At 73.5% G+C, this 14,554-nt stretch carries 13 protein-coding genes; 11 read left to right on the top strand and 2 right to left on the bottom strand.

Going from position 1 to position 14,554, the window contains the following annotated elements; genetic code table 11:
- Nucleotides 1–24 precede the first annotated feature (24 nt).
- Both FHR36_RS13735 and FHR36_RS13730 read right to left on the bottom strand, forming a co-directional pair.
- Complete coding sequence (locus FHR36_RS13735) at nt 25–1,188, bottom strand: NADH-quinone oxidoreductase subunit D (protein WP_253796846.1); 1,164 nt, start codon at nt 1,186–1,188, stop codon at nt 25–27.
- 2 nt (nt 1,189–1,190) lie between these two features.
- On the bottom strand, nt 1,191–2,195 hold the full coding sequence (locus FHR36_RS13730) for an SAM-dependent methyltransferase (RefSeq protein ID WP_253796844.1): 1,005 nt from the start codon (nt 2,193–2,195) through the stop codon (nt 1,191–1,193).
- A 105-nt stretch (nt 2,196–2,300) separates the two neighbouring features.
- Between FHR36_RS13730 and FHR36_RS13725 the strand changes: the two genes are divergently transcribed.
- The 11 genes from FHR36_RS13725 (at nt 2,301) to lysX (ending at nt 14,554) form a co-directional block, all read left to right on the top strand.
- On the top strand, nt 2,301–3,515 hold the full coding sequence (locus FHR36_RS13725; protein ID WP_253796842.1) for a sensor histidine kinase: 1,215 nt from the start codon (nt 2,301–2,303) through the stop codon (nt 3,513–3,515).
- Between the two features lie 13 nt (nt 3,516–3,528).
- Nucleotides 3,529–4,218, top strand: a complete 690-nt coding sequence (locus FHR36_RS13720) for a response regulator (protein ID WP_253796840.1) — start codon at nt 3,529–3,531, stop codon at nt 4,216–4,218.
- A gap of 83 nt (nt 4,219–4,301) precedes the next feature.
- A complete protein-coding gene (locus FHR36_RS13715) occupies nt 4,302–5,237 on the top strand; it encodes a Rossmann-like and DUF2520 domain-containing protein (RefSeq protein ID WP_253796837.1) in 936 nt (311 codons plus the stop codon).
- Entirely contained in the window at nt 5,237–6,142 is a 906-nt protein-coding gene (gene panC, locus FHR36_RS13710; protein WP_253796836.1) for a pantoate--beta-alanine ligase, read from the top strand. The genes FHR36_RS13715 and panC overlap by 1 nt, the downstream gene beginning before the upstream one ends.
- A 56-nt stretch (nt 6,143–6,198) precedes the next feature.
- Entirely contained in the window at nt 6,199–6,648 is a 450-nt protein-coding gene (gene panD, locus FHR36_RS13705) for an aspartate 1-decarboxylase (protein WP_253796835.1), read from the top strand.
- A gap of 16 nt (nt 6,649–6,664) precedes the next feature.
- Entirely contained in the window at nt 6,665–8,335 is a 1,671-nt protein-coding gene (locus FHR36_RS13700) for an L-aspartate oxidase (RefSeq protein ID WP_253796834.1), read from the top strand.
- A gap of 94 nt (nt 8,336–8,429) precedes the next feature.
- On the top strand, nt 8,430–9,395 hold the full coding sequence (nadC, locus tag FHR36_RS13695; protein ID WP_253796833.1) for a carboxylating nicotinate-nucleotide diphosphorylase: 966 nt from the start codon (nt 8,430–8,432) through the stop codon (nt 9,393–9,395).
- 25 nt (nt 9,396–9,420) lie between these two features.
- Complete coding sequence (locus FHR36_RS13690; protein WP_253796832.1) at nt 9,421–10,215, top strand: type III pantothenate kinase; 795 nt, start codon at nt 9,421–9,423, stop codon at nt 10,213–10,215.
- 90 nt (nt 10,216–10,305) lie between these two features.
- On the top strand, nt 10,306–11,010 hold the full coding sequence (locus FHR36_RS13685; protein ID WP_253796831.1) for a hypothetical protein: 705 nt from the start codon (nt 10,306–10,308) through the stop codon (nt 11,008–11,010).
- A 200-nt stretch (nt 11,011–11,210) separates the two neighbouring features.
- Complete coding sequence (locus FHR36_RS13680; protein ID WP_253796829.1) at nt 11,211–12,866, top strand: hypothetical protein; 1,656 nt, start codon at nt 11,211–11,213, stop codon at nt 12,864–12,866.
- Between the two features lie 116 nt (nt 12,867–12,982).
- The gene (gene lysX / locus FHR36_RS13675; protein WP_253796828.1) at nt 12,983–14,554 is read left to right on the top strand and encodes a bifunctional lysylphosphatidylglycerol synthetase/lysine--tRNA ligase LysX; all 1,572 of its coding nucleotides are present in this window, start codon (nt 12,983–12,985) and stop codon (nt 14,552–14,554) included.

Here is a 14,554-nt window from a genome sequence, read left to right as displayed (position 1 = left end):
ACGGCTGAGGCCCCGGGACGGGCGCTACTTGTCGATGTCGCCGACGACGAAGAACATCGACCCGAGGATCGCCACCATGTCGGCGACCAGGGTCCCGGGCAGGAGCTCGGTGAGCGCCTGGATGTTGTTGAAGGACGCCGAGCGGAGCTTGAGCCGCCACGGGGTCTTGTCGCCGCGGGAGACCAGGTAGTAGCCGTTGACGCCGAGCGGGTTCTCGGTCCAGGCATAGGTCTCGCCCTCGGGGGCCTTGAGCACCTTGGGCAGCCGCAGGTTGATCGGCCCGGCGGGCAGCTCGGCCAGCCGGTCGAGGCAGGCGTCGGCCAGCTCCAGGGCGTTGACGGTCTGCTCCAGCAGGCACTCGAAGCGGGCCAGGCAGTCGCCCTCGGTGCGGACCGAGACCCGCAGGACGTCCTGCAGCTCGCCGTACGCGAGGTAGGGCTCGTCGCGCCGCAGGTCGAAGTCGACGCCGCTGGCCCGCGCGATCGGGCCGGAGACGCCGTACGCGTGGGCGTGCTCGCGGCTGAGCACGCCCACCCCGGCGGTGCGGCCGCGGAAGATCTCGTTGCCGAGGACCAGGTCCTCGAAGACCGGCAGCTGCGCGCGGACGGTGGCGACGGCGGTCCGCACCCGGCCGAGCCAGCCGGCCGGCAGGTCCTCCTTGAGGCCGCCGACCCGGTTGAACATGTAGTGCATGCGCCCGCCGGAGGCCTCCTCCAGCACGTGCTGGAGGTCCTCGCGGGCGGTGAAGGCGTGGAAGATCGGGGTGATGCCGCCCAGCTCCAGCGGGTACGAGCCGAGGAACATGAGGTGGTTGAGCACCCGGTTGAGCTCGGCGAGCAGGGTGCGCAGCCAGACCGCCCGCTCGGGGACCTCCATGCCGAGCATCCGCTCGACGGCGAGCACCACGCCCAGCTCGTTGGAGAAGGCGGAGAGCCAGTCGTGCCGGTTGGCCAGCATGATGATCTGGCGGTAGTCGCGGGCCTCGAAGAGCTTCTCGGCGCCGCGGTGCATGTAGCCGATCACCGGTTCGGCGGCGACGATCCGCTCGCCGTCCAGCACCAGCTTCAGGCGCAGCACGCCGTGGGTGGACGGGTGCTGGGGGCCGATGTTGAGCACCATGTCGCTGGTGCCCAGTTCGCCCGTCATCGTCTGGGCACCGGCACCGATGCCGACCGTGGTCTCCCTCATGGCTACAGAGTCTGCCACCCCTCCAGGGGCGCGAGGGCCGCCGGTACCGGCATGCGGACAGCCTGGACCAGCCAGCCGAAGCCGCCGAGGCCTGCCGGGTCGGTCAGCTCGGCGGCCTCCCCGGCCCCGGAGAGTGCCCGCAGGTAGCCGGCCGGGTCGGTGGAGGCGAGGGCGAGCGGCGGGCGGGCGCCCTGGACGCCGAGTGCCCGCAGCGCCTCGCGCTGCGTCGTCCACAGGCTGTGGACGGCGGGGACGGCGATCGCGTCGAGCGCCACGTGGGCGGTGAGGTCGCAGGAGCCGTCCGGCACCGGGGCGACCTCGCGGCCCGCGCGGAAGCCGGTGAGGGTGGGGAACGGCGGGCGGCTTTCCCGGGTGTGCCCGTAGTCGACCGCGACCGCCAGGCCCCGGGTGAGCGAGCCGACCGCCTCGGCCCACCGCTCGTCGCGGGGCCGGCCGATCTCCACCCGGTGCTCCGGGCCGAGCGGCGGCCACCAGCGCCGGACCCAGGCCGCGTCGGCCGGCTCCAGCTCGGCGCCGAGCCGCTCGTCGCCGTCCTCGGAGACCTCGACGTAGCGCGCGACGCCGTGGGCGTCCACCTCGGCGAGGTCCAGCGGCACGTTGTCCAGCCACTCGTTGGCGAACAGCAGGCCGGTGACGCCCTGCGGCACCCGGTCCGTCCACACCACCGCGTCGGGCACCCCGGCCGGACGGTCGGCCAGTTCCACCGCGTACGGGCGCAGCCGGTCGCGCAGCGCGGGGTCGAGGGCGGCCAGCACTCCGGCGGTCAGTTCGCCCCGGCCGGCCCCGACGTCGACGAGGGCGAGTTCGGCGGGGTGTCCCAGGGCCAGGTCCACCCCCGTCAGGAGGCGGGCCACCGCCCCGGCGTAGTGCGGGGAGGCGTGCACCGAGGTGCGGAAGTGCCCGGCGGGGCCCTCCGGCCTGCGGTAGAAGCCGTCCGCTGCGTAGAGTGCCCGTTCCATCGCCGGCCGCCACCTGGTCCACGTCATGGTCCAGGACGCTACCGAAGGTCAGGGGCGCCTCCACCCTGCGGAGTAGCCCGGATCGCCCTCACGGCGGACCTGGAGGCCTTCCGGGCTCCCTAGGCTGGAAGGGTGCATCGACTCAACGCCTGGCTCCGCCGACACCCGATGGTGGTCGACTCCGCGTGGGCGCTGCTGCTGCTCCTCTTCGGGCTGCTCGCCGCGGTGGACAACGAGGGCCCGCCGGACGAGCCGTTCAACGCGGTCCGGCACGCGCTCGGCATTGTGGTGGCGGTGGTCATCCCCGGGCTGATGGTGATGCGGCGGCGCTGGCCGGACACCATCACGACGGTGGGCCTGGGCCTGGGCCTGGCCCAGGTGCTGGCGGGGGTCACCCCCAACCTCTCCTCGATCGGCTACCTGGTCTTCACCTACACCGGTGCCGCCTTCGGGCGGGCGTGGGTGTCACGGCTGGCGCTGGTCGCCTCGCTGGCGGCCGGTCCGCTCACCGTGGCCATGCTGATGCGCCCGCAGGACCGGGACGGCGCGCTGCGCACCCTGTTCCTGGCCGGGCTGCTGACCACGCCGTTCATCCTCTGCTGGGCGTGGGGCCGGCTGACCCGGGTCCGCCGGGCGTACCTGGTCGAGCTGGAGGACCGGGCGTCGCGGCTGGAGCGCGAGCGGGACGCCCGGGCGAAGGTCGCGGTGGCCGCCGAGCGGGCCCGGATCGCCCGCGAGCTGCACGACGTGGTGGCGCACAACGTCTCGGTGATGATCGTTCAGGCCGACGGCGCCGCGTACGTGCTGGACAACTCGCCGGCCCAGGCCAAGGAGGCGCTGAGCACCATCGCCTCCACCGGCCGGCAGGCGCTGGTGGAGATGCGCCGGCTGCTGGGCGTGCTGCGGACCGCGGACACGGCCGACGAGTACGTGCCGCAGCCCGGCGTGGAGGAGCTGCCGGAGCTGCTGGAACAGGTCCGCACCGCGGGTCTGCCGGTGGACTTCACCACCGCGGGCGAGGTCCGGGAGCTGCCGCGCGGCCTGGAACTGACGGTGTACCGGATCGTCCAGGAGGCGCTGACCAACGTCCGCAAGCACGGCGGGCCCGGCGCCCGGGCCCGGGTCTCGGTGGACTTCCGCGACCTCGACCTGGAGGTGCTGATCGAGGACGACGGCCGCGGCTCGACCGGCGAGCAGCTGACCGGCGGTGGTGCCGACGGACTCGGACATGGTCTGATCGGCATGCGGGAGCGGGTCGGCATGGTCAGCGGCAGCCTGGACGTGGGCCCGCGGCCCGGCGGCGGATTCCGGATCCGGGCCGTCCTCCCCCTCAAGACCGCCAAGTGAAGGAGTGCCGACCGTGACCATCCGCGTGATGCTCGTCGACGACCAGGAGCTGCTGCGCACGGGCTTCCGGATGGTCCTGCAGTCGCAGGGCGACATCGAGATCGCCGCCGAGGCCGGGGACGGCGCCCGGGCGCTGGAGGTGCTGCGCTCGACCCAGGTGGACGTGATCCTGATGGACGTCCGGATGCCCCGGCTGGACGGCGTCCAGGCGACCCGGCAGATCTGTCTGGACGAGGCCGGCGTCCCGCGCCCCGACGCCCCGCGGGTGCTCATCCTGACCACCTTCGACCTGGACGAGTACGCCTTCGCCGCGCTGAAGGCCGGCGCCAGCGGCTTCCTGCTCAAGGACGTGCCGCCGACCGAGCTGGTGGCGGCGATCCGCTCGGTGCACGGCGGTGAGGCGGTGGTCGCGCCGACCACCACCCGCCGGATGATCGACCGCTTCGCCGAGGTGCTGCCCACCCCGTCCCGGACGCCGGGATCCACCGTGCTGGGCCCGCTCACCGAGCGCGAGCGGGAGGTGTTCCTGCTGGTCGCCCAGGGCCTGTCGAACGGCGAGATCGCCGCCCGGCTCACCCTCTCCGAGGCCACCGTGAAGACCCACGTCGGCCGGATCCTCGCCAAGCTGGGCCTGCGCGACCGCGTCCAGGCCGTGGTCCTCGCGTACGAGAACGGGCTGCTGCGGGCCGGCTCCGCGGACTGAGCCGGCGCCTGCGGGGGCGGCCCGGCGGGGCCGTACGATGGACCGGTTACTACGTCTGGTACCCGCAGAGGACTGGAACGGACTTGCACGAGGACTTCGGCCCGCCCGCCGACCCGTTCGGCGATCCGGGCGACCCCGAGAACCGCCCGGCCCGGCTCGCGGTCGGCATCGTGGGCACCGGCCGCGTCGGGCCCGCGCTGGGCGCCGCCCTGCAGCTCGCCGGCCACAAGGTGGTCGCCGCCTCCGGGGTCTCCGCCGCCTCCCGCCGCCGCGCCGAGGCGCTGCTGCCGGGCGTCCGGCTGGTGACCCCGCCGCAGGTGATGGCCGCCGCCGACCTGGTGCTGCTGACCGTGCCGGACGACGTGCTGGCCGAGCTGGTGGCCGGTCTGGCCGCCACCGGGGCGGTACGGCCCGGGCAGATCCTGGTGCACACCTCCGGCGCGCACGGCGTCGGCGTGCTGGAGCCCGCCACCCGGGCCGGTGCGCTGCCGCTGGCCCTGCACCCCGCGATGACCTTCACCGGCACCTCGGTGGACGTGGCCCGGCTGGCCGGCTGCCCGTTCGGGGTGACCGCGCCCGAGGAGCTGCGGCCGGTCGCCGAGGCGCTGGTGGTGGAGATGGGCGGCGAGCCCGAGTGGGTGCCCGAGCAGGTCCGGGCGGTCTACCACACCGCCCTGGCGCACGGCGCCAACCACCTGGTCACCCTGGTCGCCCAGGCCATGGAACTGCTGCGCACGGCCGGCGTCGCCGAGCCGGGCCAGCTGCTCGGACCACTGCTCGGCGCGGCCCTGGACAACGCGCTGCGCTCCGGCGACCTGGCGCTCACCGGTCCGGTCGCCCGCGGCGACGTGGGGACGGTGCGCAAGCACCTGGGCCAGCTCGCTACGGTTTCCCCCGACATCGGGCAGGCGTACCGCGCGATGGCCCGGGCCACCGCCCAGCGGGCCGTCCGCAACGGATCGCTCAAGGCAGAACCGGCGGCGGCGCTGCTGGACGTACTGAACGAGGAGAACCACTGATGGCACGTGACCGGCGCCCCGCCAAGGCCCCGAAGGCCCCCAAGGTCCGCCAGGCCGAGCTCACCCGCACGGTGGAGGAGTTCGAGGCGGCGTTCTGGCCCGACGAGCAGCCGGTGGACAACGCCGTGGTGATGACCATGGGCGCCCTGCACGCCGGTCACGCCGCGCTGATCCGCGCCGCCCGCCGCCAGGTCGGCCCGGAGGGCCGGGTCGCGGTCACCGTCTTCGTCAACCCGCTGCAGTTCGGCGCCGGCGAGGACCTGGACCGCTACCCGCGCACCCTGGACGCGGACGTGGCACTCGCCGCCGAGATGGGCGCCGACGTGGTCTTCGCCCCGACCGTCGAGGAGGTGTACCCCAACGGCGAGCCGGTGGTGCGCCTGTCGGCCGGCCCGATGGGCGCCGGCTTCGAGGGCGCCTCCCGCCCCGGCCACTTCGACGGCATGCTGACCGTGGTCGCCAAGCTGCTGCACATCACCGACCCGGACTTCGCCCTCTTCGGCGAGAAGGACGCCCAGCAGCTGGCCCTGATCCGCCGGATGGTCGCCGACCTGGACTTCGACGTCGAGGTCGTCGGCGTGCCGACCGTCCGCGAGGAGGACGGCCTCGCCCTCTCCTCGCGCAACCGCTTCCTCTCCGAGGACGAGCGCAAGCAGGCGCTCGCCCTCTCCCGCGCCCTGTTCGCCGGCCGTGACGCCGGTGCCAAGGGCGCGGCGGCCGTCCGCGAGGCCGCGGCTGCCGTGCTCGACGCCGAGGACGGCGTCGCCCTCGACTACCTCGCCCTGATCGACCCGGACACCTTCACCGAGGCGCCGGACGGCTTCCAGGGCGAGGCGGTGCTGGCCGTGGCCGCGAAGGTGGGCACCACCCGCCTGATCGACAACGTCGGCGTCATCGTTCGCTAGTACCCCCCCGGCAAGCAGCAACTCTCCAGGCATGCACTCACAGGAGGCGTGACCCCATGCTCCGCACCATGCTCAAGTCCAAGATCCACCGGGCCACCGTCACCCAGGCCGACCTGCACTACGTCGGGTCGGTCACGGTGGACGAGGACCTGCTGGACGCCGCCGACCTGCTCCCCGGCGAGCTGGTCCACATCGTCGACATCAACAACGGCGCCCGGCTGGAGACGTACACCATCGCCGGCCCGCGCGGCTCCGGCGTCATCGGCATCAACGGCGCCGCCGCCCGCCTGGTCCACCCCGGCGACCTGGTGATCCTGATCGCCTACGGGCAGATGGACACCGCCGAGGCCAAGGCGTACCTCCCCAAGGTGGTCTTCGTGGACGGCGACAACCGGATCACCGGCTTCGGCGGCGACCCGGCCGAGGCGCCCGAGGGCAGCGGACTGCTCCGCGGCGACCGGGCGTACGGTGATGGGCACGGCGCGGCCGACGCCGCCGCGCGCTGAAGGAGCATGTGAAGCCATGTCGTACCGCCTGACCGCCCCCGCCCCCGGCTGGACCACGACCACCGACGTCGTCGTGGTCGGCTCCGGCGTGGCCGGGCTCACCGTCGCGCTCAACGTCCGCCAGGCCGGCCTGCGGGCCACGGTGGTCACCAAGGCGATGCTCGACGACGGCTCCACCCGCTGGGCCCAGGGCGGCATCGCCGCCGCCCTGGGCGAGGGCGACACCCCCGAGCAGCACCTGGACGACACCCTGGTGGCCGGCGCCGGCCTCTGCGACGAGGACGCGGTGCGCGCCCTGGTCACCGAGGGCCCGGACGCCGTCCGCCGGCTGATCGCCGTCGGCGCCGCGTTCGACCGGGACGAGGCCGGCGAGATCCTGCTCACCCGCGAGGGCGGCCACCACCGCCGCCGGATCGCCCACGCCGGCGGCGACGCCACCGGCGCGGAGATATCGCGTGCGCTGGTCGCCGCAGTGCGCAGCGACCCGGGCGTCGAACTGATCGAGCACGCCCTCGTCCTCGACCTGCTGACCGACGCGGACGGCCACGCCGCCGGTCTGACCCTGCACGTCATGGGCGAGGGCCAGCGGGACGGCGTCGGCGCGATCCGGGCCCGCGCGGTGGTGCTCGCCACCGGCGGCATGGGCCAGGTGTTCTCCGCCACCACCAACCCGGCGGTGTCCACCGGCGACGGCGTGGCGCTGGCGCTGCGGGCCGGCGCCGAGGTCACCGACCTGGAGTTCGTCCAGTTCCACCCGACCGTGCTCTGGCTCGGGCCGGAGGCCGAGGGGCAGCAGCCGCTGGTCTCCGAGGCCGTCCGCGGCGAGGGCGCGCACCTGGTCGACGGCGACGGCGTGCGGTTCATGGTCGGGCAGCACGAGCTGAACGAGCTGGCGCCGCGCGACATCGTCGCCAAGGCGATCACCCGGCGGATGCAGGAGCAGGGCGCCGAGCACATGTACCTGGACGGGCGGCACTTCGGCGCCGAGATGTGGGAGACCCGCTTCCCCACCATCCTCGCCTCCTGCCGCGCCCACGGGATCGACCCCGTCACCCGACCGATCCCGGTCGCCCCCGCCGCCCACTACGCCTCCGGCGGCATCCGCACCGACCTGCACGGCCGCACCACCGTCCCCGGCCTGTACGCCTGCGGCGAGGTCGCCTGCACCGGCGTCCACGGCGCCAACCGGCTCGCCTCCAACTCGCTGCTGGAGGGCCTCGTCTTCGCCGAACGGATCGCCGCCGACCTGACCGCCCGGCACGCCGCCGGCGAACTGACCGAGCGGGCCGTCGACGTGGCCGGCGCCCGGGCCGCGCAGCCCGTACCGCTGCTGGCGCCCGAGGCGCGGGCCGAGATCCAGCGCCTGATGACCCGGGGCGCCGGCGTCATCCGCTCCGCCACGTCGATGGCCGCGGCCGAGACGGGCCTCGCCCACCTCGCCGAGCACGCCCGGGCCGACCTCGCCGACGAGAAGCCCGCCGACCCCCGGGTGGAGACCTGGGAGGCCACCAACCTGCACCTGGTCGCCTCGGCGCTGGTCGCGGCGGCGGCGCTGCGGGAGGAGACCCGCGGCTGCCACTGGCGCGAGGACTTCCCCGACCGCGACGACGCCACCTGGCGGCGCCACCTGGGGTTGGCCCTTCAGGAGCGCGGGGAACTGCGCGCCCAGCCCTCACCCGTCCGTTAGATCGCGGCACCCCGCAACCGACCCTCGTGGGAGCGACCGCGGCGATCACCTTCCGCCTCGCGCAGTTCCCCGCGCCCCTGAATGGAGCCCTCACATGTCCCACGACGAACTCCCCCTCGCCGACGCCGCCGGTTGCGGCGACGGCTGCGCCTGCGGCGACGGCGAGGCGTACGAGACCGGGCTGGACCCGGCGCTCGCCGCGCTGCTGGAGGAGGCGGGCCTGGACCCGGTCGAGGTCGAGGACGTCGCGATGATGGCGCTCTCCGAGGACCTGGCCGGCGGCGAGGACGTCACCTCGGTCGCGACGGTCCCGGCGGACGCGGTGGCCACCGCGGACTTCACCGCCCGGCAGGCCGGCGTGGTCGCCGGTCTGCGGGTCGCCGAAGCAGTGGTCTCGCTGGTGTGCGAGGACGAGTTCGAGGTCGAGCGGCACGTCGAGGACGGCGCCCGGGTCGAGGCCGGCCAGGTGCTGCTGTCGGTGCGCAGCCGGACCCGCGACCTGCTGACGGCCGAGCGCAGCGCGCTGAACCTGCTGTGCCACCTGTCCGGCGTCGCAACCGCGACCGCCGCGTGGGCCCACGCGCTGGCGGGCACCGGGGCGACGGTCCGCGACACCCGCAAGACCACGCCGGGCCTGCGGGCGCTGGAGAAGTACGCGGTGCGCTGCGGCGGCGGCGCCAACCACCGGATGGCGCTGTCCGACGCGGCGCTGGTGAAGGACAACCACGTGGTGGCCGCGGGCGGCGTGGCCGAGGCGTTCAAGGCGGTCCGGGCGGCGTACCCGGAGCTGCCGGTCGAGGTCGAGGTGGACACGGTGGAGCAGATCGCGCCGGTGCTGGAGGCCGGGGCGGACCTGATCCTGCTGGACAACTTCCCGGTGACGGAGCTGCGCCGGGCGGTGGAGCTGGTGGCCGGCCGGGCGAAGCTGGAGGCGTCCGGCGGTCTGACCCTGGCCACGGCGCGCGAGGTCGCCGAGACTGGTGTCGACTACCTGGCCGTCGGGGCCCTGACCCACTCCTCGCCGATCCTGGACATCGGCCTGGACCTCCGCAGTTCCTGACCCCACCCCACGCAGAAAGCAGCCCATGCTCCTCACCATCGACGTCGGCAACACCCAGACCACGCTCGGCCTGTTCGACGGTGAGGAGATCGTCGACCACTGGCGGATCTCCACCGACCCGCGCCGTACCGCCGACGAACTGGCGGTGCTGCTGCAGGGCTTGATGGGGGCCCATCCGATCGTCTCCGCGGACGACCGGGTGGCCGGGCTGTCCATCTGCTCCTCGGTGCCCGCCGTGCTCCACGAGCTCCGCGAGGTGACCCGCCGGTACTACGGCGACGTGCCCGCGGTGATCGTGGAGCCGGGGGTGAAGACCGGGGTGCACGTCCTGATGGACAACCCCAAGGAGGTGGGCGCCGACCGGATCGTCAACGCGCTGGCGGCCAACCACCTGTACGGCGGTCCGTGCATCGTGGTGGACTTCGGGACGGCCACCACGTTCGACGCGATCAACGCGCGCGGCGACTACGTGGGCGGCGCGATCGCGCCGGGCATCGAGATCTCGGTGGAGGCGCTCGGGGTGCGCGGTGCGCAACTGCGCAAGATCGAGTTGGCCCGACCCCGCAACGTCATCGGCAAGAACACCGTTGAAGGGATGCAGTCCGGCATCCTGTACGGCTTCGCCGGCCAGGTGGACGGTCTGGTCAACCGGATGGCGAAGGAACTCGCCAAGGACCCGAGCGACGTCCAGGTGATCGCCACCGGCGGCTTGGCGCCGCTGGTGCTCGGCGAGGCGGAGGAGATCGACGTCCACGAGCCGTGGCTGACCCTGATCGGCCTGCGGCTGATCTTCGAGCGGAACAAGCCGGCGACCGCCTGACACCTGGTCAGACCATCGGCAGATAGGCCAATCGGGACAGACGCGAGGTCAATCTCCGCAAATCGGACGTACGCCACGTACTGTCATGCCATGCCAACGCCACACGGATCGCGCGGCGGCATGGCGTTCAGCGCCGACGAAGTCCGCGTCCTGCGCCGTGTCCTCGCCCAAGCCCTCTACCCGACCGACCTCGACCGGCTGCAACCGGCCGCCCCGGCGGCCGAGTTCTGGGCGGAGGATGTCCAGGACGCCCTGCGGCTGACCGAGGCCATCGACGAGGCGGTGCACGAGGGCGGCCGGCTGCGCGCCTTCCTGCTGGCCGACCTCTCCCGGTACCGGGACGCGCTGCCGGGCAGCGCGGCCGGCTACCTGGAGCGGCTGGAGGAGGCGGTGGCCGACGGCTACCTGCCGACGCCCGAGGATCTCTCCGCCCTCCGCTCGCTGTCCCGGCAGCCGTGCGGGCCGATCGAACGCTCCCGGCGCTCCCGGCTCGCCGGCCGCTGCCACGCGCTCGCCGAGGCGGACATCCGCGAGCGGCTCTCCCTGACCTCCGGTCAGCGCCACCTCGCGGCCGTACCCAGCCCGGCGTCCGAACCCCTGCTCCCCATCCCAGTCGGAGGACGGTTCCTCATGAGCAACTCCAAGCCCCAGGCCCCCGCCGACCGACCGCAGCCCCGCCGGATGCCCACGCCCGCCGAACTCTTCGGACGCCGCCCCAAGCCCCCCGCCCCGCCCGCCCCCGAGCCCCCGGCCGACGAGGACCACCCCGGCCTCGCCACCGGCACCGACGGCTGAATCCGCGTCATCGCCCCCATCGCGCTGACGATGTGTCGACATAGTGAGCGCGGTGGGGATTCTCGATCACGAATTCGCAAAAATCTCCGACAGTACGAACTGTCCTGACCCGAACTGTCCGATTCTCCCCGTACGGCTGGCCGAATTCCCCCCTAAGGTCTGCGACGCACCGCACTGCCCAAAGACCCAATGGGGGGACCATGCGCACCTCGCGCTCCCGCACGCTCGGGCTGACCACGGCCATGGCCGCGATCGCCCTGGGTGCCGCCGCCATCCCGGCCCATGCGGCCGACCCGGTACTGACGATCAGCGCCCCGACCGCCCTCGCGCTCGACCCGAACGCCCCGGTCAGCGACCACGGCCCGGCCGGTACCCAGGTGGACCTGAACATCAAGCTCACCGGCGGCACGCCGAGCGCCATGGCCGTCGTCGAGGTCGACCTGAGCGGCCTGAAGGGCGTTGCCGAGCTGCCGCAGACCCCGTACGGCTGCACCGTCGCCGGCACCACCCTCACCTGCGGCCAGGTGTTCCTCAACAACGGCGAGGGCCGGGTGAGCCTCCAGCTCGCCGCCGCCAAGGGCGGCACCGCCGGCGCCACTGGGACCCTGCACGCCAAGGCCCGCCAGTCGGCGGCCACCGCCGCCTCCGACACCAAGGTCACCCTGGGCGGGACGAAGCTCAAGTGGAAGGAGGTCCCGGCCAACCACGACCTCAAGCCCGGCGGCACGTGGACCCCGGACCTCGCCGTCACCAACGAGGGCCAGCTCCCCGCGTCCCAGCTGACCTTCACTTTCCTGGGCGGCATGGGCCTGGAGGTGGCGTCGAAGTTCTCCAACTGCGAGTACGGCACCAACGACTACGGCACCGCGGTGGTCTGCACCGTCAACTCCCCCGTCGCCCCGGGCGAGACGGTGCACCTGGACCCGGTGAAGATCGGCGTCGACGCCTCGGCGTACATCTCCTACCTGGACGTCGGCGCCTACTCGAACGCCCTCGGCCCGGACTCCTGGATCCGCAGCAACTACCACTTCCAGCCCGCCCCGGCCGGCAGCCCCCGGCTGACCGTCGGCAAGCCGGAGACCGCTCCGGCGCCGAACGGCGCCCTCGACCTCGACCCGAACGGCGGGCAGCAGAACCTCGAGGCTCTGGTGCAGAACACCGCCGACTTCGCCGCGTTCGGCGCCTGGGCCCCGGACCAGGCCCACAAGCAGGGCAAGCTCACCGTCGGCATGACCAGCAGTGGCCCCGCGTCCGTGTTCTGGCGCTCCGGCTCCGACCCGGCCCACGTCGCGGTGACGCTGCCGAAGCAGGTCAAGGTCACGGCGGCACCCGAGCAGTGCCGCCTCGCCAACCCGGCGCCGAGCGACTCGCAGGTCCGCTACGACTGCGAGACCAGCGCGTTCATCAAGGCCGGCTACAAGGGCTCCTTCGACTTCACCGTCGAGGTCGACCCGGCCGCCGGGGCCACCGCGGTCGTCACGCTGCCCTCGATCGGCGAGGACGGCCGGGAGAGCGGCAAGCCCTGGGACCCGAACAAGGGCAACGACTCCGTCACCGTCGCCCTGGGCGGCAAGGCCGACGGCGGCGTCCCCACCGGCCCGACCACGCCCGCCGGTGACAAGCCCGGCGCGCCGTCCACCACCCCGGCCGGCACCCCCGTCGGCGGCGGCACCGCCACCGCCTCCACCCACCCCGGCACCGCGTCGGCCACCCCGAGCACGAAGAGCGGCGGCCTCGCCTCCACCGGTGTCTCCGGCATCGGCCCGATGGTCGGCGGCGGCATCGCCGCCATCGCCCTCGGCGGCGGCCTGATCGCCCTGGTGGCGCGGCGCCGCAAGGCCGGCGCCCACCAGTAACGGGAACCCGGCTCCGACGGCCCCGGGGAGGTCCACGCGACTCCCCCGGGGCCGTCGCCGTGCCGGGAGCGATATCCCGTGGCGGGAGTGGGCGTGAGCGTGGCTACCCTTGTGGGGTGAGCGATCAGAGCAGCGTCCCCCAGGCCGACGACCTCCCCGAGCAGATGCGAGTCCGGCGCGAGAAGCTGGACCGGCTCCGGGCGGCCGGCATCGACCCGTACCCGGTCGGCTTCCCCCGCACCTCCACCATCGCGGACCTGCGCGCCAAGCACCCGGACCTGGAGCCGGACACCGCCACCGGCGAGCGGGCGGGCATCACCGGCCGGGTGATCCTGGCCCGCACCGGCGGCAAGCTCTGCTTCGCCACCCTGCGTGACGGCTCCGGCGACCTCCAGGTGATGCTCTCGCTCGACAAGCTCGGCGAGGAGCGGCTGGCGGCCTGGAAGACCGACATCGACCTGGGCGACCAGGTGGGCGTCGAGGGCGAGGTGATCACCTCCCGCCGCGGCGAGCTGTCGGTGATGGTGGACCGCTGGGAGCTCACCGCCAAGTGCCTGCGTCCGCTGCCCGACAAGCACAAGGGCCTGACCGACCCGGAGGCCCGGGTCCGCCAGCGGTACGTGGACCTGATCGTCAACCCCGAGGCGCGCGAGATGCTGCAGCTGCGCACCCGGGTGATCCGCTCGATCCGCCGCACCTACGAGGACCGCGGCTACCTCGAGGTCGAGACCCCGATGCTGCAGCCGATCCACGGCGGCGCCAACGCGCGTCCGTTCAAGACGCACATCAACGCGTACGACATCGAGCTCTACCTGCGCATCGCGACCGAGCTCTACCTCAAGCGCCTGGTGGTCGGCGGCGCCGAGAAGGTCTTCGAGATCAACCGGAACTTCCGCAACGAGGGCGCCGACGCGACCCACAACCCGGAGTTCACCGCCCTGGAGTCGTACGAGGCCTACGGCGACTACGACACCCAGGCGGAGCTGATCCGGGCGATCATCGTGAACGCCGCCCGCGACGCGCTCGGCACCACCGTGGTCCGCGGCCTCGGCCCGGACGGCGAGGAGCACGAGATCGACCTGGCGGAGCCGTGGGAGGAGGTCTCGGTCTACCCGGGCATCTCCGCGCGGATCGGCACCGAGATCACCCCGGAGACCTCCGTCGAGGAGCTCCGCGCGCTGGCCGACCGGGCCGGCGTGCCGTGGGAGAAGGAGTGGGGCCACGGCCAGATCGTCCTGGAGATGATCGAGCGCCTGCTGGAGCACCACGCGATCCGGCCGACCTTCATCAAGGACTACCCGACCGAGGTCTCCCCGCTGACCCGCCAGCACCGCTCGATCCCGGGCGTGGCGGAGAAGTGGGACCTGGTGATCTTCGGCACCGAGATCGGCACCGCCTACTCCGAGCTGATCGACCCGGTCGAGCAGCGGGCCCGCCTGACCGCCCAGTCGCTGCTGGCGGCCGGCGGCGACGTGGAGGCGATGCAGCTGGACGAGGACTTCCTGCGCGCGCTGGAGTACGCGATGCCGCCGACCGGCGGCCTCGGCCTCGGCGTGGACCGCCTGATCATGCTGCTCACCGGCAAGAACATCCGCGAGACGGTGCTCTTCCCCCTGGTGAAGCCGGAGGCGAAGAGCAGCACCGCCGAGAAGACCGACGAGAAGACCGAAGAGAAGACCGGGGAGTGA

Origin of the sequence: Kitasatospora cinereorecta, assembly GCF_024172095.1 — a bacterium.
Taxonomy (GTDB): domain Bacteria; phylum Actinomycetota; class Actinomycetes; order Streptomycetales; family Streptomycetaceae; genus Kitasatospora; species Kitasatospora cinereorecta.
This window is presented reverse-complemented; position numbering and strand designations above follow the sequence as displayed.

Coding starts and splice junctions, on each gene's coding strand:
- FHR36_RS13685 (WP_253796831.1), top strand. CDS start 10,306: ATGCCAACGCCACACGGATCGCGCGGCGGCATGGCGTTCAGCGCCGAC.
- panD (WP_253796835.1), top strand. CDS start 6,199: ATGCTCCGCACCATGCTCAAGTCCAAGATCCACCGGGCCACCGTCACC.
- panC (WP_253796836.1), top strand. CDS start 5,237: ATGGCACGTGACCGGCGCCCCGCCAAGGCCCCGAAGGCCCCCAAGGTC.
- FHR36_RS13700 (WP_253796834.1), top strand. CDS start 6,665: ATGTCGTACCGCCTGACCGCCCCCGCCCCCGGCTGGACCACGACCACC.
- nadC (WP_253796833.1), top strand. CDS start 8,430: ATGTCCCACGACGAACTCCCCCTCGCCGACGCCGCCGGTTGCGGCGAC.
- FHR36_RS13735 (WP_253796846.1), bottom strand. CDS start 1,188: ATGAGGGAGACCACGGTCGGCATCGGTGCCGGTGCCCAGACGATGACG.
- FHR36_RS13730 (WP_253796844.1), bottom strand. CDS start 2,195: ATGACGTGGACCAGGTGGCGGCCGGCGATGGAACGGGCACTCTACGCA.
- FHR36_RS13690 (WP_253796832.1), top strand. CDS start 9,421: ATGCTCCTCACCATCGACGTCGGCAACACCCAGACCACGCTCGGCCTG.
- FHR36_RS13680 (WP_253796829.1), top strand. CDS start 11,211: ATGCGCACCTCGCGCTCCCGCACGCTCGGGCTGACCACGGCCATGGCC.